Raw genomic sequence first — 20,182 nt, 5'->3', positions numbered from 1 at the left:
TAGTGCAGGTGTCGTAACGAAATAAGTGCAAACTTTTGACCAGATTCTGCATTATGTTGGTTACGCAAGTGCGTTATCCTAAAGTATTATAGGGCACATCCAAATTGGTGATAGAAAGGTGAATATCATGACAGCCATTAATCAGAATTACATGGAGCTGCAAGGCAGCTATCTGTTCTCCGAAATTGCAAAACGCCGCACGAAATTTATTCAAGAAAACCCGAATGCCGAAATTATCAGCCTGGGTATTGGCGATGTTACGCGCGGACTGCCAGATGCGGTATTGAATGCCATGCACGCCGCGGTGGACGAGCTTGCACTGCCAGGCACGTTCCGCGGTTACGGTCCGGAGCAGGGGTATGACTTCCTGATTCAGGCCATTATCGAGAACGACTACAAGGCCCGCGGCATCGACATCGCAACCAATGAAGTATTCGTCAGCGACGGGTCCAAGTGCGACGTTGGCAACATACAGGAGATTTTCAGCCAGGACGCGATTGTTGCGGTGCAGGATCCCGTATATCCCGTTTATGTCGATACTAACGTGATGGCTGGACGCTCCGGCAAATACAATCCAGAGACGAAGCGTTACGATAACATCGTATATCTGTCTTGCACGGCAGAGAACAACTTCAAGCCAAGCCTGCCTGACCGCAAGGTCGACTTGATCTACCTCTGCTACCCGAACAACCCGACGGGCATGACGCTGACGAAGGAAGAGCTGAAGGTATGGGTCGACTACGCGCGCGAGAACAATTGCCTGATTCTGTTCGACTCCGCGTACGAGGCCTTCATTCAAGAGAAGGACGTTCCGCACAGCATCTATGAGATCGAAGGCGCCAAAGAGGTTGCCATTGAGTTCCGCAGCTTCTCCAAGACAGCCGGGTTCACTGGCGTGCGCTGCGCGTACACGGTTGTGCCTCGCGAGCTCAAAGGAACGGACGCGAACGGCAATTCCGTTCTGATCAACGATCTGTGGAACCGTCGCCACACAACGAAGTTCAATGGCGTATCTTATGTGACACAACGCGGCGCTGCTGCGATCTATTCGCCGGAAGGCAAGGAGCAGATCGCTTCCCTCGTTGAATATTACATGACCAATGCGGCGATCATCCGCGATGGACTGGCTTCCATCGGCCTTGAAGTGTTCGGCGGCGTCAACGCGCCTTACATCTGGCTGAAGACGCCGCAAGGCATGGATTCCTGGAGCTTCTTCGACAAGCTGCTGTCGGAAGCCAACATTGTCGGAACGCCTGGCGTGGGCTTCGGCCAAAGCGGTCAAGGCTACTTCCGCCTGACGGCGTTCGGCAGCCGCGAGAATACGGAAAAAGCGGTAGAGCGGATTCGCAAGCTCAGCCTGTAATCCCTATCCAGTTTAAGCACTCCAATTGCCAACGCTATCCTTGCATAGCCGTCATAGGAATGCCCACACTAAAGTCGACAAATATAGCGCGCATCGCTATTGACTTCCTCGACGTAACGTGGGATAATTCCTATGATACAGCTTAGTACCTTTAACTCAGTCCCGAGAGGCTGGCAAGGTAGCGTGAATATAAGTCAATAATGACAATAGGACAGGTTTACCCTCAGTTTGAGCCCTCTGCGGATTTTGTCGCATACTGATGGGATGCCCTATATTTGACTGATCACAACTCCTTGCGCACTCCGCAAGGAGTTTTTTTGTGGGAAAATGGTGAAGAGAGGTGATCGGCAATGGCGGATGAAGAGCATCGAATCATAATGGACGAGACGGCGATTCGAAGAGCGTTGACCCGGATCGCGCATGAAATTGTCGAGAAAAACAAGGGCATCGATGATTGCGTCATTGTAGGCATTCGGACCAGAGGCATCTACCTGGCGAATCGTATAGCGGACAGAATCGCTGAGATCGAGGGTAGACCGGTTCCGGTTCGTGAGCTCGATATCACGCAGTACCGCGACGACCTTGCGGAGTCCGCGGCCGCGAACATCGAGGTGTCGGCAGCGCTTGGCGAAACTGACGGCACGCCCTTTACGACAAGGGACAAAGTCATTATTCTGTTCGACGATGTGCTCTACACAGGGCGCACAATCCGGGCCGCTATGGACGCGCTGATGGACTGTGGAAGACCGCGCAGCATCCAGCTGGCGGTGCTGGTCGACAGAGGCCATCGCGAGCTGCCCATCCGGCCCGACTTCATCGGCAAGAACGTGCCTACCTCCAAGCAGGAGCAAATCCAGGTATGCTTGACTGAAATCGACGCCATTGACGAAGTAACCATCATCCATCAGAGGGGGCAAGCTTAACATGACACTGACGCAGCTGAAGCAAAAAAGTTTGCTCGGACTTAAGGATTTGGCAAGAGACGAAATAGAATCCATTCTTGATCGCGCCGCATATTGGGAGAATCATCCTGTGAAGGTGCACAGCGGGCAGCAAGGCAAATTTGCGGCGAACATGTTTTTCGAGAACAGCACGCGCACGCGGTTCTCGTTCGAGGTAGCCGAGAAGCGGCTTGGCGCCGAGGTGATCAACTTCTCGGCGGCTGCCTCCAGCGTAGAGAAGGGCGAATCCATCTACGACACGGTGCGAACGCTGGAATCCATGGGCATCGACGTCGGAGTCATCCGACTGAAGCCGATTGGCCTGCTGGCCGAGCTGGCTGAAGTCATCAAGGTGCCGCTCGTGAACGCGGGCGACGGCAATAACGAGCATCCCACGCAGGCGCTTCTGGATCTGTATACGATGCGGAAGCAGTTCGGCTCCCTGAACGGCTTGAACGTAGCCATTATCGGCGATGTTCTCCACAGTCGGGTGGCTCGCTCCAATCTGTACGCTCTACGGAAGTTCGGAGCCAAGGTGAGCTTCTGCGCGCCTCCGAACATGCAGGCTCCCGAGCTGGATGTGCCGTATGTGTCCGTGGACGAGGCGCTTAAAGCGGACGTTGTCATGATGCTGAGGGTACAGCTGGAGCGCCATACAACAGGCATGCTCAGCTCTGCCGAGGCTTACAGGGAGCAATACGGCTTGACGGTTGAACGCGCTGGCCGTATCGCGCCGCACGCCATCATCATGCATCCGGCGCCTGTCAATCGGAACGTGGAAATCGACGGGGACCTGGTGGAGCATCCGCAATCCAGAATTTTTCCCCAAATGGAGAATGGCGTGCCGATTCGAATGGCTGTTATCGAACGAGCTTTAAGCTAAACCTACGGGTGACGGACAATAACGGAGGGTTAAACATATGTCATTATGGATAAAAAACGGAAACGTATGGAACAGCCAGACTGGTAAGCTGGAGGCAAAGCATATCCGCGTAAGCGACGGTATAATCGCCGAAATCGCAGACGGCGGCACAGACGTGGACACGGGCAGTGCGGAAACCATTGACGCCGGCGGCAAGCTGGTCTCGGCAGGCTTTATCGACATGCACGTTCATCTGCGCGACCCAGGCTTCGAGCATAAAGAGGATATCGTGACTGGCTCACGTTCCGCAGCCAAAGGCGGCTTCACGACCATCGCCTGCATGCCGAACACAAGACCCGTCATCGACAAGCCGGAGACGGTACAATATGTGCTGGACAAAGCGGCCAGAGAAGGCATCGTGAAGGTGCTGCCTTACGCCGCCATTACCAAAAACGAGCTTGGCCGGGAGCTGACGGACTTTGCAGCGTTGAAGGAAGCCGGCGCAATCGGCTTCACTGATGACGGCGTTGGCGTTCAGAGCGCCCAAATGATGAAAGACGCGATGGCGCTTGCGAAATCGTTAGACATGCCTGTCATCGCGCACTGCGAGGATGACACACTGGTAGAGGGCGCTTGGGCTTCAGAAGGAGCCTTCAGCCGCAAGCACGGCATCAAGGGGATACCGAACGAATCCGAGGCAATCCATGTAGGACGCGACGTTCTGCTAGCGGAAGCGACAGGTGTGCACTATCATGTATGCCATGTCAGCACGGAGCAGTCGGTCAGACTTATTCGCTTGGCGAAGTCCATCGGCGTGAAGGTGACCGCAGAGGTATGCCCGCATCATCTGCTGCTGTCCGACGAGGATATTCCTGGTCTGGACGATGCCAACTGGAAGATGAACCCGCCGCTTCGGACGCCGCGCGATGTACAAGCGGTCATCGAAGGACTGGAGGACGGCACCATCGACATGATCGTAACGGATCATGCGCCTCACAGCGCAGAAGAGAAGGCGCGCGGCGTCGAGCTTGCGCCATTCGGCATCGTCGGCTTCGAAACGGCTTTCCCGCTGCTGTACACGAAGTTCGTGCAGACGGGCAAGTGGACGCTGGGCTTCCTGCTGGAGCGTATGACATTGGATCCTGCGAGAGTGTTCAGGCTGAACACTGGCAAGCTGGAGCAAGGAGCGCCAGCCGACCTCACCATCGTCGATTTGGATAACGAGCGTACGGTTGATCCGTCGACATTCCTGTCGAAGAGCAGCAATACGCCGTTCGGCGGCTGGAGCCTGAAGGGCTGGCCGGTTGCGACGATCGTTGATGGCGCGGTAGTATGGAGCGATTAAGAAGACACTAAGCATAGAGCAAGGGCAAGACAAGACGACCAGAGGAGTGATACGGATGCAAGCTAGATTACTGTTGGAAGACGGAACATTGTTCACGGGCCTGTCGTTCGGAGCGGAAGCGCAGACGATGGGAGAGGTTGTTTTCAATACGGGGATTACAGGGTACCAGGAGGTATTGTCGGACCCTTCATACTGCGGACAGATCGTCACAATGACGTTCCCGCTTATCGGCAACTACGGGATTACGCGCGATGACTTCGAGGCCATCCGCCCTTATATTCACGGCTTCGTTGTTCGCCGCCACGAGCCGGTGCCGAGCAACTGGCGCGCTCAATATTCGCTGGGCCAGCTGCTTAAGGAATATGGCATTCCCGGCATTCACGAGATCGATACGCGTATGCTGACTCGCAAGCTGCGCCACTACGGCACAATGAAGGGCCTTATCACGACAGGCAACGAGCGCATCGAGGAGCTGGCGGAGCGTCTGAACGCCTCCAAGCTGCTGACGGATCAAGTGGCTCGCACCTCCACCAAACATGTCTTCTCCAGCCCAGGCACTCGCGAAAGAATCGTGCTGGTGGACTTCGGCGCCAAAAGCGGCATTCTGCGCGAGCTGACGCAGCGCGGCTGCGATGTCGTTGTTGTGCCGCATGATACGACGGCTGACGAGATTCGCCGCCTTGCGCCGGACGGCATTCAGCTGTCCAACGGCCCTGGGGATCCCAAGGATGTGCCGCACGCGGTCAAGATGATCTCCGAGCTGCTGGGCGAATATCCGATCTTCGGCATTTGCCTTGGCCATCAGCTATTCGCGCTCGCTTGCGGAGCGGATACGGGCAAGCTTAAGTTTGGACATCGGGGCGGAAACCATCCCGTCAAGGAGCTGGCGACCAACCGCTGCTACATTACATCGCAGAACCACGGCTACACCGTTGTGGATTCCTCCATCGAGGGAACGCAGCTTGCCGTTACGCATATCAACAACAACGATAAAACAATCGAAGGTCTGAAGCACAACACCTATCCCGCTTTCTCTGTACAGTACCATCCAGAAGCGGCGCCGGGTCCGTTCGACTCCAGCTACCTGTTCGATGAGTTTCTGGACATGATCCGCGAGCACAAAAAAAACAACCCACCAAAACCTCGGCAGGCCGTGTTGTCGGAGACGTTGAAAGGAGAGCTTCAGTATGCCCAAAAATAATGAACTCAAAAAAATTCTCGTAATCGGGTCCGGCCCGATTGTCATCGGTCAGGCGGCGGAATTCGATTACGCCGGCACGCAGGCTTGCCAAGCGCTTAAAGAAGAAGGTTATGAGGTTGTGCTGATCAACAGCAACCCTGCGACTATTATGACGGACACAAATATGGCGCACAAAGTGTACATCGAGCCGATTACGCTGGATTTCGTCTCCCAGATTATTCGCCAGGAGCGTCCTGACGGCTTGCTGCCTACGCTTGGCGGCCAAACGGGCCTTAACATGGCGGTAGAGCTGGCGCGCGCAGGCGTGCTGGAACGTGAAAACGTGAAGCTGCTCGGCACACAGCTGACAGCGATCGAAAAAGCCGAGGACCGCGACTTGTTCCGCGAGCTGATGCGTGAGCTGGAGCAGCCGGTGCCTGAGAGCGAGATTGTTACAACGGTTGAGGCTGCGGTCGACTTCGCGAATCAAATCGGCTACCCAATCATCGTTCGTCCCGCGTATACGCTTGGCGGAACAGGCGGCGGCATCTGCGCCAGCGAGGAAGAGCTGCGCGAAATCGTCGCATCCGGCATTCGCTACAGCCCGATCAGCCAGTGCTTGATCGAGAAATCGATCGCCGGCATGAAGGAAGTCGAATACGAGGTTATGCGCGACGCGAACGACAACTGTATCGTCGTGTGCAACATGGAGAACTTCGACCCGGTTGGCGTACATACCGGCGACAGCATCGTCGTAGCGCCTTCCCAAACCTTGTCGGACAGAGAATACCAAATGCTGCGCTCCGCTTCTCTCAAGATTATTAGAGCGCTGAACATCGAGGGCGGCTGCAACGTGCAGTTCGCGCTTGATCCGCACAGCTACCAATATTATGTCATCGAGGTTAACCCGCGCGTCAGCCGTTCCTCCGCTCTTGCATCCAAGGCGACAGGATATCCCATCGCGAAGATGGCAGCCAAAATTGCGGTAGGCTACACGCTTGACGAGCTGGTTAATCCCGTAACTGGCCAAACTTATGCTTGCTTCGAGCCTACGCTGGACTACATTGTATCCAAAATTCCACGCTGGCCGTTCGACAAGTTTGTTGACGCGAACCGCAAGCTGGGCACGCAGATGAAAGCGACAGGCGAGGTAATGGCAATCGGACGCACGTTCGAGGAATCCATTCACAAGGCGGTTCGCTCGCTCGAAATCGGCGTTCACCGACTGCATCTGAAGGATGCGCCCGGCCTTGACGAGGAAGTGCTGCGCACGCGCCTGGCTAAGCCGGATGACGAGCGTATGTTCCTGGTGGCAGAGGCGTTCCGCCGCGGCTTCACGCTGCAGGAGCTGCAGGATATAACCAAAATCGACTGGTGGTTCCTGGACAAAATCCAATCCATCGTCGCATTCGAGGATCGTCTGCGCAAGGAAGCGACGTTGTCGACGCAAACACTGTACGAAGCGAAATGCAAAGGCTTCTCCGACCGCTCCATCGCGGAGCTTCGCAAGGAAGGCTTCCCGAACGGCAGCCACACAACTGAAGGCGAGGTTCGCGAGTTCCGTCTGCAGAACAACCTGAAGCCTGTCTACAAGATGGTTGACACCTGCGCGGCTGAGTTCGAGGCGACTACGCCTTACTACTACTCGACATATGAGGTCGAGAATGAAGTCGTGGAGACATCGAAGCAGAAGGTGCTGGTGCTGGGCTCCGGTCCAATCCGGATCGGCCAAGGCATCGAGTTCGACTATTCCACGGTGCATGCGGTATGGGCGATTCAGAAGGCCGGCTACGAAGCCGTTATTATTAACAACAACCCGGAAACGGTATCCACGGACTTCAGCACGTCTGACCGCCTGTACTTCGAGCCGCTGTTCTTCGAGGATGTCATGAACGTCATCGAGCAGGAAAACCCGATTGGCGTTATCGTACAATTCGGCGGCCAAACCGCCATCAACCTGGCGGCGCCGCTGGCCAAGGCGGGCGTACGCATTCTAGGCTCCAGCCTGGAGAGCATCGATGCCGCCGAGGACCGCAAGAAGTTCGAGGCGCTGCTGCGTACGCTGCAAATCGCGCAGCCTGAAGGCAGCACGGTTACATCGGTGGACGAAGCGGTTGTTACGGCTCAGAAGCTGGGCTACCCGGTGCTCGTACGTCCATCCTACGTCCTGGGCGGACGCGCAATGGAAATTGTATATTCCGATCAGGAGCTTCTGAGCTACATGGAGGTTGCGGTGAAGATCAATCCGGAGCATCCGGTACTGATCGACCGTTACATGCTGGGCAAGGAAGCGGAGGTCGACGCTATCTGCGATGGCGAGACGGTGCTGATCCCAGGCATCATGGAGCATGTGGAGCGGGCAGGGGTTCACTCCGGCGACTCCATCGCGGTATATCCGCCGCAATCGCTGTCCCAGGCGATCAAGGATCAAATCGTGGAGATCACGATCAAGATTGCGAAGGAATTGAAGGTTATCGGTCTGGTGAACATCCAGTTCGTCATTCATAACGATCAGGTCTACGTTATTGAAGTGAATCCACGCTCCTCGCGTACGGTTCCATTCTTGAGCAAGGTGACAAACCTGCCAATGGCGAACCTGGCGACGCAAGCGATTATGGGCACCAAGCTGGCGGAGCTCGGCTACACGGATGGCTTGTGGCCGGAAGACAATTACGTGTCCGTCAAGGTTCCAGTGTTCTCCTTCGCGAAGCTGCGCCGCGTTGACCCAACATTGACGCCGGAGATGAAATCGACGGGCGAGGTTATGGGACGCGACGTTCAATACGCGAAGGCGCTGTACAAGGGCTTGATTGGCGCAGGTATGAAAATTCCGACATCGGGCACCATTGTAGCCACTGTTGCGGATAAGGACAAAGAGGAAGCGACAGAATTGCTCCGCGGCTTCTACAACATCGGCTACAAAATTATCGCGACAGGCGGCACGGCCGATGCGCTTGAAGCGGCAGGTCTCTACGTGACCCGCGTGAACAAGCTGAGCGAGGGTTCGCCGAACATTCTGGATCTGGTTCGCGAAGGCAAAGCGCAATTCGTAGTCAACACGCTGACGAAGGGCAAGACGCCTCAGCGCGATGGCTTCCGTATTCGCCGCGAAGCGGTTGAGAACGGCGTTGTCTGCATGACTTCCCTGGATACAGTTCGCGCATTGCTCAATATGATGGAGACGATTAACTTCTCCTCCCATGCGATGCCAGTGCTGCAAAAATAATAGGAACAATGAACTTGACGCTTCCAGCCGGGAGCGTCAAGTCATGTCAAAGACTAAATAGGCGGAGGGATTGCGGTGAGCTTAACAAGAGAACAAGCGGCTGGACGCATCATGGTGGCGCTGGATTATCCAGACGCCGTTGCGGCGGAGAGGCTGATCGAAGGGCTGAAGGGCATTCCCTGCTACATGAAGGTAGGCATGCAGCTGTTCTATGCTGCTGGTCCCGGATTTGTCGCCAGTCTGAAGGAGCGGGGATATTATGTGTTCCTCGACGTGAAAATGCATGATATACCGAACACCGTCAAGGGCGGCGCAAGCAGCGTGACCAGACTCGGCGTGGATATGTTCAATGTGCATGCCGCTGGAGGCGCCGCGATGCTGGAGGCCGCGCTTGAAGGAGCGCAGGCTGCAGTCAGCGGCGGCGCCGCGATGCCGGCAGTTATTGCCGTCACGCAGCTTACAAGCACCAATCAATCCATGCTGAACGAGCAGATCGGCATACCGGGAACCGTTGAGGACGCCGTCATTCGTTACGCGAAGCTTGCGAAGTCATCCGGTCTGGCCGGGGTGGTCGCTTCGCCCTCCGAGGTGGCCGCGATCAAGGCGGCCTGCGGGACAAGCTTCCAGACGGTAACGCCTGGCATTCGTCCTGTCGGCTCCGCTGTTCATGACCAGTCCCGCATCATGACGCCGGGTGACGCTCTGCGCCAAGGCACGGATTTTATGGTGATCGGACGCCCGATCACGGCTGCGCCCGACCCTCGCGTTGCGCTTGAATCTATTATTGAGGAGCTGATATCGGTTGAGTAATCTGACACTATCCAATCTGCCCAATGAAATCGCCAAAAATTTGCTGGAAATCGGAGCGGTGGCGCTCCGTCCGAACGAGCCCTTCACTTGGACGTCGGGGCTGAAATCGCCAATCTACTGCGACAATCGTCTGACGATGTCTTACCCTGACATTCGGAATCTGGTTGCGGAAGGTTTCGCCACCATCATTCGCGAGCGGTATGCTGATGTAGAGGTCATTGCGGGCACGTCTACAGCCGGCATTCCTCATGCCGCTTGGGTTGCTGGGAAGCTGAACCTGCCGATGGCCTATATTCGCGACAAGGCGAAGGGCCACGGCAAGCAGAATCAAATCGAAGGACGAATCACGCCGGGTCAGAAGGTGATCGTCATTGAGGATTTGATCTCTACTGGCGGAAGCTCGCTTAAGGCGGCTCAAGCCGTCAGAGAAGCGGGCGCCGAGGTTAGCGCGGTGCTGGCGATTTTCACCTATCAATTCCAAAGCGCAACGAAGTCGTTCCAGGACGAAGGCTTCCAGCTAGAGACGCTGTCGAACTATTCGGCGCTGATCGATACTGCTGTACAGCTTGGCAAGGTGGAGCAGTCCGACGTAGCGGCGCTGCAAGCCTGGCGGGAAAATCCGCAAGCCTTTGGCGTATAATTGCTTTAGATTGTTAAGGAGCAGACTCCCGTCAAGCGGAGGTCTGCTCCTTATTTGTTGATTTTGTTAATATTTTATTGTCGAATCCTCTTATTTTTAATTTTAAAAAATCCGATATACGGATTACGGTGAATTTTACAACGAGAGGTGTGCTTCATTCATGAAATTGTCGCTGCGAGTCAAGCTGGTGTTAATAGCTGCGCTCCCCTTGCTTTTTTATGCGGGGACGGGAGTGTATCTAACCAATGAACAAAAATCGGTATACGATGATGTTAAAACAAAGGTTATCGATCAGATGGTTCAAGTCGAAACCATCATTCTGAATGCGGATAGAGATATGTATCAGGCGTATGTGGCGTATCTGCTGCTGGAGTCGGGCTTGCTTGATACGGAAGGCCGCCAAGCGGCATTAAAGGACTTGTCTGAAAACTATCAGCAAGCGTTTGATCGAGTGGCCGAAGCCAAGAGTATTAGTGTAACCGCTGACATGTTGAGCAGTAGACACGCGGAATCAGGAGAAAGTGCGGATGAGCTGTTCTCTTTGTTCGAATCGGAGTTTACGAGCTGGTTCCAGGAGGCTTCTGCGCTTGCGGAGAATAACGAGTCTCAGCCTGTTGATCGGCGGCTTGACAACGTATTCCAGACCAGCCGCGCTGCGATTGATAAAATCGAGGGGATAGCCGTTGATCATTCCCACGCTACGTTGAAAGCAATTGAAGAACGCTTGCAAAGAGCCCAGACGCAAACCTTTGTCGGAATTGGCCTTGTTTCCATTGCCTTGATTTTGTTTGTCGTTATCATGATTATCCGGATGATGCGGACCATTCGCACGGTGGTTCACAAGATGCAGCTGGTAGGCGAAGGCAACCTAACAGCCTCTAGGGAGGGCAAATATGACAAGGATGAGCTGGGCCTGATTGCCCGTTCCACAGACGATATGATTCAGAGCATGTCAAGTCTTGTCGCAGGTATTGTCGGCAGCACCAAGCTGGTCAGCGAATCGTCTTCCCAGCTCGCGCAGGCTGCCGGGGAATCCGCCTCAGCCTCCGAGCATGTGGCGAATCATATCCAGGAAGTTGCAAGCGGCTCGGAATCGCAGGCAAGAAGCTCGGAGGAGACGTCACGTGCGATCGAGGAGATGGCAGTGGGGATATCGCGCATCGCGGAGAATACATCGGAGCTGGCTGACTATTCCCATACTACCTTGGCACAGGCGGATCAGGGCCATGCTTCCCTGCAAAGACTGCTCTCCCAGATGGAGGAGATCAAATCCATTATCGGCAAGCTTTCCTCTACGATCGGCATGCTGGAGAATCGATCTCAGCAGATCGGGTCGATCGCTGACAACATTACGGCGTTCGCGAATCAGACCAATATCTTGTCACTTAACGCTTCGATTGAGGCCGCTCGGGCGGGAGAGCATGGACGCGGCTTTGCCGTTGTAGCGGGCGAGATTCGCAAGCTGGCCGCCGGCTCTCTGGAATCGGCAGAGAGCATCAACGATCTCGTCACGCTGACGCAGAACGAAATAGCCGGCGCTTCCTCGTTTATGAACAAAACGCTGCTTGAGGTCGAGCGCGGCAACGATCGAGTAGACGAATTGTATGAGAAGCTGAACGCCATTACTTCGGCGGTTCAGGCGATGACCGAGCAGCTGCAGGAAAACTCCGCCATCTCTGAGCAGATGTCCGCCAGCTCGGAGGAAGTGAGCGCATCTGTGGAGCAAAGCGCCTCGACTGCTGCCGCCAATCTGGGCAAGACGGAGAGCGTAGCCGCCGCTACAGAGGAGCAGCTCGCCCTGATGGAGAACATTCTAGCCTCGGCTCATGAGCTTGACGATATTGTCAAGCAGCTAAGCGGAGCCGTTGCGCATTTCAAAGTGAATACTTAATGATGGAATGCCCCCGAGCAAGGCGACTTGCCCGGGGGCATCGTTATGTGTAAGCAAGCTGAATATGGGCTGAAAAAATGTTTTTGGAAATAGGAAATATGTCGTAACTTTTTTTAACGATCCAACGTCTATGCATGTAGATTAGAATTATGAAGATAGACAGGGGGGAGAGACCGATACGATGACTGTTACGCCAAACATAGAGTCTGGACATAGCTCTGAGCAGGAGGAGTCCCCGGCAGCCGCTGAGAGAGACAGCAGCGGGTTGGATGCCGGAGAGGCGCTGCTGACTGTGAAGCAGGTGGAGCGAATGTTCCAGGTTGGAGGCAATACGCTGCATGTGCTGAAGGGCATCAACATGGAGGTGCAGCGGAAGCAGCTTGTTATGCTCAAGGGGCGCTCGGGCTCGGGTAAAACAACACTGCTGAATTGTCTGGGCGGACTCGATACGCCGAGCAAAGGCGAAATTCGGTTCAACAATCGCGCCTTCAGCGGGATGAGCGACGACGAGAGAACGATGGTTCGGCGGAAGGAGATGGGCTTTATCTTTCAGGCTTTCGCTCTGATGCCCCTATTGTCAGCCTGGGAGAATGTGGAGCTGTCGCTTCGTATGGCTGGCACGCCTCGTTCGGAATGGAAGAGCCGCGTTGCGGAATGTCTGGAGCTGGTTGGCCTTGAGAAGCGAATGCATCATCGGCCGTTCGAGCTGTCGGGCGGGGAGCAGCAGCGCGTCGCCATCGCCAAAGCGATTGCGCACAAACCGATTCTGCTGCTGGCCGACGAGCCGACTGCTGAGCTGGATACCGGAATGTCCGCGCAAATTATGGCAGTCTTTCAAAATATCATTCAAGCTGAACATGTCTCTATATGTATGACTACTCATGATCCTACGATTTTGGAGGTTGCCGACCATGTCTATGAAATGGTGGACGGGAAATTTATTTAAGCATTCCTGTATTGCTGCAATATGCGCCTCGCTGGCGTTTACTAGCGGCTGCGCGCTGCTGCCCGACGAGAAGGAGGAGGAGGTGCTGCCGGAAATTGTGCCGCCCCAGATTTCGAAGAAGCCGGAATACGAGGTGACAACGAAGACGCTGGAGACGAAGGTGCAGGTCATCGGCAAGCTGATTTCGCTGGAAGAGGAAACGATGTATTTTACACTGGGCGATAAGCATATCAAAGAGGTGTATGTGAAATCGGGCGACCAGGTGCAGGCCGGTGACCCCATCGCCGAGCTTGACGTGGATGACCTTGAGAAGCAGCTGCGGAATGAAAGATTGGCGTTTCGCCGTGAAGAAAATCTCATGAAGGAAACGCTTCGCACCCGGGACGAGATGGATCCGCTGGAATTCGAGGAGAAGCAGATTGCGTTCGAGGAGAAGCGCCAGAAGCTGACCGATCTGGAGGAGGAAATCAGCAAGGCGACGATATACGCGCCATTCTCAGGCACAATCGTGTCGCTGAGCGTGCAGAAGGGCGATACGGTCAAAGCGTACGCGCCTATTGCGATTGTGGCGGATACGGCGTTGATGACGCCTGCAGCCAAGCTGACCAAAACGGAGCTAGCCAAGGTGTCCGCCGGAATGGAGGCCGTGGTCACGATTAATAATGCCGGAAGCTTCAAGGGACAGGTGAAGCAGCTTCCAATCAAGTCGACGGAGCCGTCGTCAGGAGGGGGCGGCGGAGAACCAAATGGGGAGAACAAGCCGGAGCGGCCAGAGGACTTTATGATCGTGCAGCTGGCGGAGCTCCCGGAAGGTCTTCATCGGGGCACACCGGTAGCTATTAATATTATAACCAAGCGTACGGAAAAGGCCGTTGTAATTCCGCCATCCACGCTGCGGAGCATCGGCTCGCGCACCTACGTGCAAGTGATAGATGAAAACGGCAAGCGCGAGGTGGATGTCGAGGTTGGACAGCAGACGGCGACCGATATCGAAATTTTGGCGGGGCTGGAGCCGGGACAGAAAGTTGTAGGTCGATAAACCATGGGTATTCCGCTGTTTCGATTTCTGTTCCGCAAAATGTGGAATACGCGTTGGCTCACCTTCAGCACGCTGGCCGGACTTACTTTAGCAGTCGCGTTCGCGACGAGCATCCCGATGTATGCCGACGGGGCGCTTAAGCGTGTCGTCGCCGACTCGCTGCAGCAGAAGAGCGAAGGGATGCCCGCCGGCTCTCTGCTCATGAAATACCAGTCGACGGGAGGCCAGACAACGGACCTTGCGGCGCTTGCTGAGCTGGATCGTTATATTGGTACAAACGTGCCTCAAGATATCGGATTTACATATGATACGTATCTCAAAAGCTATTCGATTCGCAGCTCCGATATCGTAGCGGAGGACCCCGCCAAGGTTGATGCGGGGCGCGCCAGGCAGCTGGCTCTCATGACGATGTCCGGCCTTCAGTCCCATACGGAGCTTGCCCAAGGGCAATGGTTCACGGAAGGCGAAGGCCAGACGGAGCTGATCGAGGCCGTTATGTTCGAGGAAGCGATGTTCCGCAACGACGTTCATATCGGCGATATATTCGAATACCCCGTGTACGGGGGATTAAACCTGACGCTGCGCGTCCAGATCGTTGGCGCCGTAAATCCCGTATATGCAGGGGACCCGTATTGGTATCAGGGGCTGGAGAGCCTCCTTGGCACGCTGCAGATCAGCGAGCAGGCCTTCCAGAAGGTGCTCCTGGAGCATTACCAAATACCGATGCACAATGCGGGCTGGTACTACGCCTTCGATTTGTCGGACATTCAGACGAGCCAGCTGACGCCGCTGGGGCGCGCGCTGAACCGGCTGGATATTGAGCTGTACCAGCGCCTCAAGGATACGCGTGTTGAAATTTCCTTTGCGGATACGCTGAAGGAATTCCGCAGGCAAAGCCTGCAGTTGCAGACGCTGCTCTTCACGCTGGCGGCGCCAATGATCGCGATGGTGTTCTATTTCATCGCGATGAACGCGAGGCAGTCGCTTGACAAGCAGAGGAGCGACATTGCCGTTCTGCGCAGCCGCGGAGCGGGCACCAAGCAAATTATATGGATCTATTTGCTGGAGGGCTTGCTGCTGGGCATCCTCGCACTGGCTGCCGGACCGTTCATCGGCTGGTTTATGGCCAAGAGCATCGGCTCCGCCGACGGCTTCCTGTCCTTTGTCAACCGGAAGTCGATACCGGTGGGCTTCTCTATGGAGGCGATTATCGCGGGAGGCAGCGCTGTCCTGCTGGCGATCTTGGCGACAGTCATTCCAGCCGTCATCTACGCAAGATCGTCTATTGTCAGCTACAAGCAGGAGCTTGCGCGCTCCGACCGCAAGCCGCTGTGGCAGCGGTGGTTCATCGATGTGCTGCTGCTGTGCGCTGCCGGATACGGCTGGTATATGTTCAATGAGCGCCAGATGCTGACCTTCCAGACCGGTATGACGACGGATCAGCTGAACGTGCAGCCGTTCCTGTTTTTTGTGCCGGCGCTGTCGATCTTCGCGCTGGGCTTGTTCTTCCTGCGGCTGTTCCCGTGGCTGCTGAAGCTGTTCAACTGGCTGGGACGCAAGTTCCTTCCGGTGCCGCTGTATCTGACTCTGACGCAGCTGTCCCGTTCCTCCAAGGGCTATTATCCGCTTATGATTCTGCTTGTGCTAACGCTTGGGCTTGGCGTATACAATGCTTCTGCGGCGAGGACAATCGATCTGAACTCTACGGAGCGTGTCTTATATAAATACGGATCAGATGTCATTATTCAGTCCGTATGGCAAGGAACGCCGGAGGTGACACCTCAGCAGCCACCCGACGGCGGGGGCAATGGAGGCGGCGGAGATGGCGGGGGCGGAGGAGGCGGCAATGGAGGCGGCAGCGGCGGTGGCAGCGGTGGTGTACCGTCGCGGGTTCTGTATACGGAGCCGCCGTTCGAAATCTATCGCGAGCTGGAGGGCGTGGAGGCGGCGGCCCGCGTGCTGACCGCAAAAGGCAATGTCGTCATCTCCGGCAAGTCCATCGGCCAAGGCAACATTATGGGCATCGACAACGTTGATTTTGCGCAGGTTGCCTGGTTCAGGGATGATCTCTACCCCGCTCACCCTTACAAGTATTTGAACGCGCTTAGCTATTACGAGCAGGCGGCCATTATACCGGCAGGCGTGGCGGAGAGGTATCAGCTGAAGGGAGGCGATACGGTATCTGTCGGCTTTGCGGATGGCATGCTTGACTTTACGATTGTTGGGATTCTGCCGTATTGGCCAACGCAATACCCGGATAAAACGCCATTTATTATTACGAATCTGGATTATGTCTATGATCAGCTTCCTATTATGCCTTACGAGGTTTGGCTCAAAATGAAGCCGGACGCGCTGCTGGCGCCTGCCGTCGAGCAGCTGCAGAAGGAGGGCATCGAGCTGGCCGCCGTCGAGGACGTCCGCTCCGAGCTGATTGTGCAAGCCAAGCATCCGACGCGAGGCGGCGTATTCGGCATTCTGAGCCTCGGCTTCCTGGTGTCGGTTGTCATCACGCTTGCGGGATATATTCTGTACTGGTTCTTCAACTTGTCGGGACGCGTTGTTCAATTTGGCGTGCTGCGGGCTATGGGATTGTCCCGGAAGCAGCTGACCGGCATGCTTCTGCTGGAGCAGCTGTTCACGGCCGGGCTTGCGATTGGGCTGGGCGTTCTGATTGGCAAGCTCGTCAGCAAGCTGTTCCTGCCTTTCCTGCAGACGGCGGACAATGTGGCGGAGACGGTGCCGCCCTTCCGCGTTGTGTTCGAAGCGAGGGACACCAACCAGCTGTTCGCTGTCGTCGGCGTGATGATGCTGATCGGCGCTGCGCTTCTCTTCCTGCATATCCGCAGACTGAAGGTGCACCAGGCGGTCAAGATGGGAGAGGAGAGGTAGCAAGCCATGATACACTGCGAAGGCTTAGTCAAAATATACAAGACCGACGAACTGGAGGTCGTGGCGCTGCAAGGCCTGAACTTAACCGTGGAGGACGGAGAGCTGATGGCGATTATCGGCAACAGCGGCAGCGGCAAATCGACGCTGCTCAATACGCTGGGGGGACTTGACCGGCCTTCGGCCGGCCAGGTCAAGGTGGGGCCATGGGACCTTCTCAAAATTACGGAGGAGGAGCTTGTGCAGTACAAGCGCGAAACGGTTGGCTTCATCTGGCAGAACAATGCGCGCAACCTGCTGCCTTATCTGTCCGCGTTAGAGAATGTAGAGATGCCGATGATGTTATCCGGCAAGGTGGATCGCGGATACGCCAAGCAGCTTCTGGAGTGGGTAGGCTTGAAGGAGCGTATGCACAACAAGCTGCATCAGCTCTCAGGCGGGGAGCAGCAGCGTGTCGCGATTGCGATATCGCTGTCGAATCGTCCTAAGCTGCTGCTGGCGGATGAGCCGACGGGCTCCGTGGATACGGCAACCTCCGATCTCATTATGAGCATATTCCGAACGCTGAACCAAGAGCTTGGCATCACGATCGTGATTGTCACGCATGATATGTCGCTTGCGAGCAAGGTCGACCGCGTAGTCGCGATTCGTGACGGCTTGACCAGCACGGAATTTATTAAACGCAATCCCAATATTACGGATGGAGGTGAGCTCGGTCAGAGGACGGCGCGTGGGCTAAGCCAGGTGCATGAAGCTTACGTCGTCGTCGACAAGGTGGGCCGACTGCAGGTTCCCAAGGAATATTTAACCACGCTTGGCATTAAGGACAAAGCTTCAATGGAATTCGATGGAGAGCGGATCATTATATCTGCGCCAAAATTATTAGGGGGTCATGACAATGAATAAACGATTTGCCAAATGGTCGATGTTCGGATTGACGCTGACGCTGTTCGCAGGTCTGCTGTCCGGATGCACTGGCGGAAGCGAGCCTTCCGAATCCGAAAACCGCGTGCTTCGAATCGGCGTGCTGTACGGCGGTGCAGACAACGAGCCTTATTTCCGCCAGCAATACACCGATATGTTCGAGATGCAGCATCCCAATATTCAATTTGAGATTGTAGGAGCGATCAGCTACGACGAGCAGCGCTTCCAGCCGACGGAGCCAGGCAAGGAGCCTGCTGAGCAGCCGGACCCTTACGAGAGGATGAAAGAGCTCATGACGGGGCAGAATCCTGTTGACGTCGTGGTAGTGGACTACAATATGCTGCGCCGCTTCACGCAAGACAATCTGCTGCAATCTCTGGATCCTATGATTCAGAAGGATAAATTCGATATTAGCGATTACGTGCCGACCGTTATTGAAGGCATCAAGGCAGCAGGGGACGGCAATCTGTACGCCTTAACGCCTACCTTCTATTCCTCTGCGTTATATTACAACAAGAAGCTGTTTACGGACAAAGGCGTTGAGCCTCCTACCGACAAGATGACCTGGACGGATCTGTTCAACAAAGCGCGCCAAGTAGCCGACGCTAATGAAGAAGATCCGACCTTTGGTTTCTCGTTCAACCGCTGGGTGAATGATGGCTTCAGCACGTTGAACGCTTATACATCGCTGCTGCAGCTGCGAGTATGGGATGACAAGGGCGAGAAGATGGTGGTGAACAGCGACCCTTGGGCCCAGGCGATGGATACGGTTGTCAGCCTGTATAATGATGGTGTCATCCCCAACCAGCAGTTTATGAATCAAATGTATGAGAAACGCAACGCTGCCGGCGAGCCGATTAACGATCCTTTCTTCGGCGATTTGTTCCTCAGCGGCAATATGGCTATGGTCATTGGGGAATCGTATTATGTGAATGAGCTGAGACGCGCCAATGACAATGCCAGCAAGATTGAAGGCTTCGAAGCGATTGACTGGGATGTCGTTACGGTTCCGGTCGACCCTATGAATCCTGAATCCGGAGGCAATATCGGTCTCAGCCAGCTGATGGGTATTAATACCAATGCGCAAAACGCAAAAGACGCTTGGGAATTCATTAAATTTTCCAATAGCAAGGAATGGGCGAAGCTGAAGGCGAGAAGCAACTATGAGCTTGTGGCGCGCAAGGAATTTCTGCAGCCGATCGGCGGGATGTCGTACAATATCGAAGCATTTACGATGCTGAAGCCATTGCCGCCAACCTCGAACAACGATGACAAAATTTATCGCGAGAAGCCAAACGTATGGCAAGCGCAAAATGTCGGCTATGAGCTGTTCCAGGCTGTGCTTGACGGCACCAAGGAAGTAAAGGAAGCGCTAGCTGAGTGGGAGACGCGAGGCAATGCCATTCTGGAAGGGGCTGTCGAGCCAGGCGGCGGTGGAGTGATTGAGCCGCTGCCAATGCCGATGCCGCGAGTACAGAGCGAGGTCTCCGTGGAGACGGAAGCCGTCGAAAAGGTGGAATAGGAGCAGTTAATGAAAAGAAGCCAGCAGGCTCGCGATGACGCGGCTGCTGGCTTCTTTTTAGTGCTTATGGTCCAATAGCGAGTAAACCTTATCCCTTCAGCTGAAATGATTGATAAGCTGTCCATCCGCCTTGCTCCGTCTGATAAAGCAGATGAATGCGGTCTATATAGCTGCTCAGTCGGATCTCGGTCATCCGAAGGTTGCCGTACAAGTCATGCAGCTCTTCCTCTTGCAGCTTGCGCCCAATGGTGACATGAGGCGTGTACACATAATTGTAAGGCTGCTGCATGCCCGGACCACTGCATATGGCCCTATGAAGATTATCCACTTGCGAGGGGTCCTCCAGGGCGTAATAGAGGGTGTTGGAGACAGGGAAAAACGTGGATACTCGGTTGAACGTGACTTCAAACGGCTTGAATGAAGCCGATACCGCGTCCAGATGCTTGACCGCGCGCTCCAGCTTCACATCATCCCATTCCTCAGCCTCCCGCAGCGTCATATGAGCCGGGATATGGCAATAATGGGGGTCATGGCGAATTCTCCAGCTGTTGGCAGCATCCTGCACTTCCTTATCCGGAAATAACGCAATCCCGTAAATCATCCCGTT

The 20,182-nt window shown here is 55.2% G+C and carries 15 protein-coding genes; 14 read left to right on the top strand and 1 reads right to left on the bottom strand.

What is annotated here, in order from left to right; translation table 11 throughout:
• Nucleotides 1–127: 127 nt before the first annotated feature.
• The 14 genes from AB1S56_RS14995 (at nt 128) to AB1S56_RS14930 (ending at nt 19,575) form a co-directional block, all read left to right on the top strand.
• Nucleotides 128–1,363, top strand: coding sequence for an LL-diaminopimelate aminotransferase (locus tag AB1S56_RS14995; protein ID WP_340872936.1), 1,236 nt, complete (start codon nt 128–130; stop codon nt 1,361–1,363).
• A 350-nt stretch (nt 1,364–1,713) separates the two neighbouring features.
• On the top strand, nt 1,714–2,286 hold the full coding sequence (gene pyrR, locus AB1S56_RS14990; RefSeq protein ID WP_340872899.1) for a bifunctional pyr operon transcriptional regulator/uracil phosphoribosyltransferase PyrR: 573 nt from the start codon (nt 1,714–1,716) through the stop codon (nt 2,284–2,286).
• Between the two features lies 1 nt (nt 2,287).
• Entirely contained in the window at nt 2,288–3,187 is a 900-nt protein-coding gene (locus AB1S56_RS14985) for an aspartate carbamoyltransferase catalytic subunit (RefSeq protein WP_340872901.1), read from the top strand.
• A gap of 37 nt (nt 3,188–3,224) precedes the next feature.
• Nucleotides 3,225–4,511 carry a dihydroorotase gene (locus AB1S56_RS14980; protein ID WP_340872903.1) on the top strand — a complete coding sequence of 429 codons (1,287 nt, stop codon included), beginning with the start codon at nt 3,225–3,227 and terminating at the stop codon, nt 4,509–4,511.
• A gap of 55 nt (nt 4,512–4,566) precedes the next feature.
• Entirely contained in the window at nt 4,567–5,712 is a 1,146-nt protein-coding gene (locus tag AB1S56_RS14975) for a carbamoyl phosphate synthase small subunit (protein ID WP_340872905.1), read from the top strand.
• Nucleotides 5,699–8,917 carry a carbamoyl-phosphate synthase large subunit gene (gene carB, locus AB1S56_RS14970; RefSeq protein ID WP_340872907.1) on the top strand — a complete coding sequence of 1,073 codons (3,219 nt, stop codon included), beginning with the start codon at nt 5,699–5,701 and terminating at the stop codon, nt 8,915–8,917. The genes AB1S56_RS14975 and carB overlap by 14 nt, the downstream gene beginning before the upstream one ends.
• Before the next feature lie 75 nt (nt 8,918–8,992).
• The gene (gene pyrF / locus AB1S56_RS14965; protein WP_340872908.1) at nt 8,993–9,727 is read left to right on the top strand and encodes an orotidine-5'-phosphate decarboxylase; all 735 of its coding nucleotides are present in this window, start codon (nt 8,993–8,995) and stop codon (nt 9,725–9,727) included.
• Complete coding sequence (pyrE, locus tag AB1S56_RS14960; RefSeq protein WP_340872909.1) at nt 9,720–10,367, top strand: orotate phosphoribosyltransferase; 648 nt, start codon at nt 9,720–9,722, stop codon at nt 10,365–10,367. The genes pyrF and pyrE overlap by 8 nt, the downstream gene beginning before the upstream one ends.
• A 160-nt stretch (nt 10,368–10,527) precedes the next feature.
• Nucleotides 10,528–12,258 (top strand): methyl-accepting chemotaxis protein, encoded by a 1,731-nt coding sequence (locus AB1S56_RS14955; protein WP_340872911.1) that lies wholly within the window; start codon nt 10,528–10,530, stop codon nt 12,256–12,258.
• Nucleotides 12,259–12,439: 181 nt separating this feature from the next.
• A complete protein-coding gene (locus AB1S56_RS14950; protein WP_340872912.1) occupies nt 12,440–13,204 on the top strand; it encodes an ABC transporter ATP-binding protein in 765 nt (254 codons plus the stop codon).
• Complete coding sequence (locus AB1S56_RS14945; protein ID WP_340872913.1) at nt 13,170–14,243, top strand: efflux RND transporter periplasmic adaptor subunit; 1,074 nt, start codon at nt 13,170–13,172, stop codon at nt 14,241–14,243. Before AB1S56_RS14950 ends, AB1S56_RS14945 begins: the two co-directional genes overlap by 35 nt.
• Before the next feature lie 3 nt (nt 14,244–14,246).
• Complete coding sequence (locus AB1S56_RS14940) at nt 14,247–17,132, top strand: ABC transporter permease (protein WP_340872914.1); 2,886 nt, start codon at nt 14,247–14,249, stop codon at nt 17,130–17,132.
• A 6-nt stretch (nt 17,133–17,138) separates the two neighbouring features.
• Nucleotides 17,139–18,035: an ABC transporter ATP-binding protein gene (locus AB1S56_RS14935; protein ID WP_340872915.1), complete on the top strand. Its 897-nt coding sequence runs from the start codon at nt 17,139–17,141 to the stop codon at nt 18,033–18,035.
• The gene (locus AB1S56_RS14930; RefSeq protein ID WP_340872917.1) at nt 18,028–19,575 is read left to right on the top strand and encodes an extracellular solute-binding protein; all 1,548 of its coding nucleotides are present in this window, start codon (nt 18,028–18,030) and stop codon (nt 19,573–19,575) included. The genes AB1S56_RS14935 and AB1S56_RS14930 overlap by 8 nt, the downstream gene beginning before the upstream one ends.
• Before the next feature lie 88 nt (nt 19,576–19,663).
• Here the strand turns inward: AB1S56_RS14930 and AB1S56_RS14925 are convergent, their stop codons facing one another.
• The gene (locus tag AB1S56_RS14925) at nt 19,664–20,176 is read right to left on the bottom strand and encodes a 2'-5' RNA ligase family protein (RefSeq protein WP_340872918.1); all 513 of its coding nucleotides are present in this window, start codon (nt 20,174–20,176) and stop codon (nt 19,664–19,666) included.
• Between the last annotated feature and the right edge of the window lie 6 nt (nt 20,177–20,182).

The organism is Paenibacillus sp. PL2-23 (assembly GCF_040834005.1).
GTDB lineage: Bacteria > Bacillota > Bacilli > Paenibacillales > Paenibacillaceae > Pristimantibacillus.
Note: the sequence above shows the minus strand (reverse complement) of the source record. Positions and strands in the feature narration are given on the sequence as shown.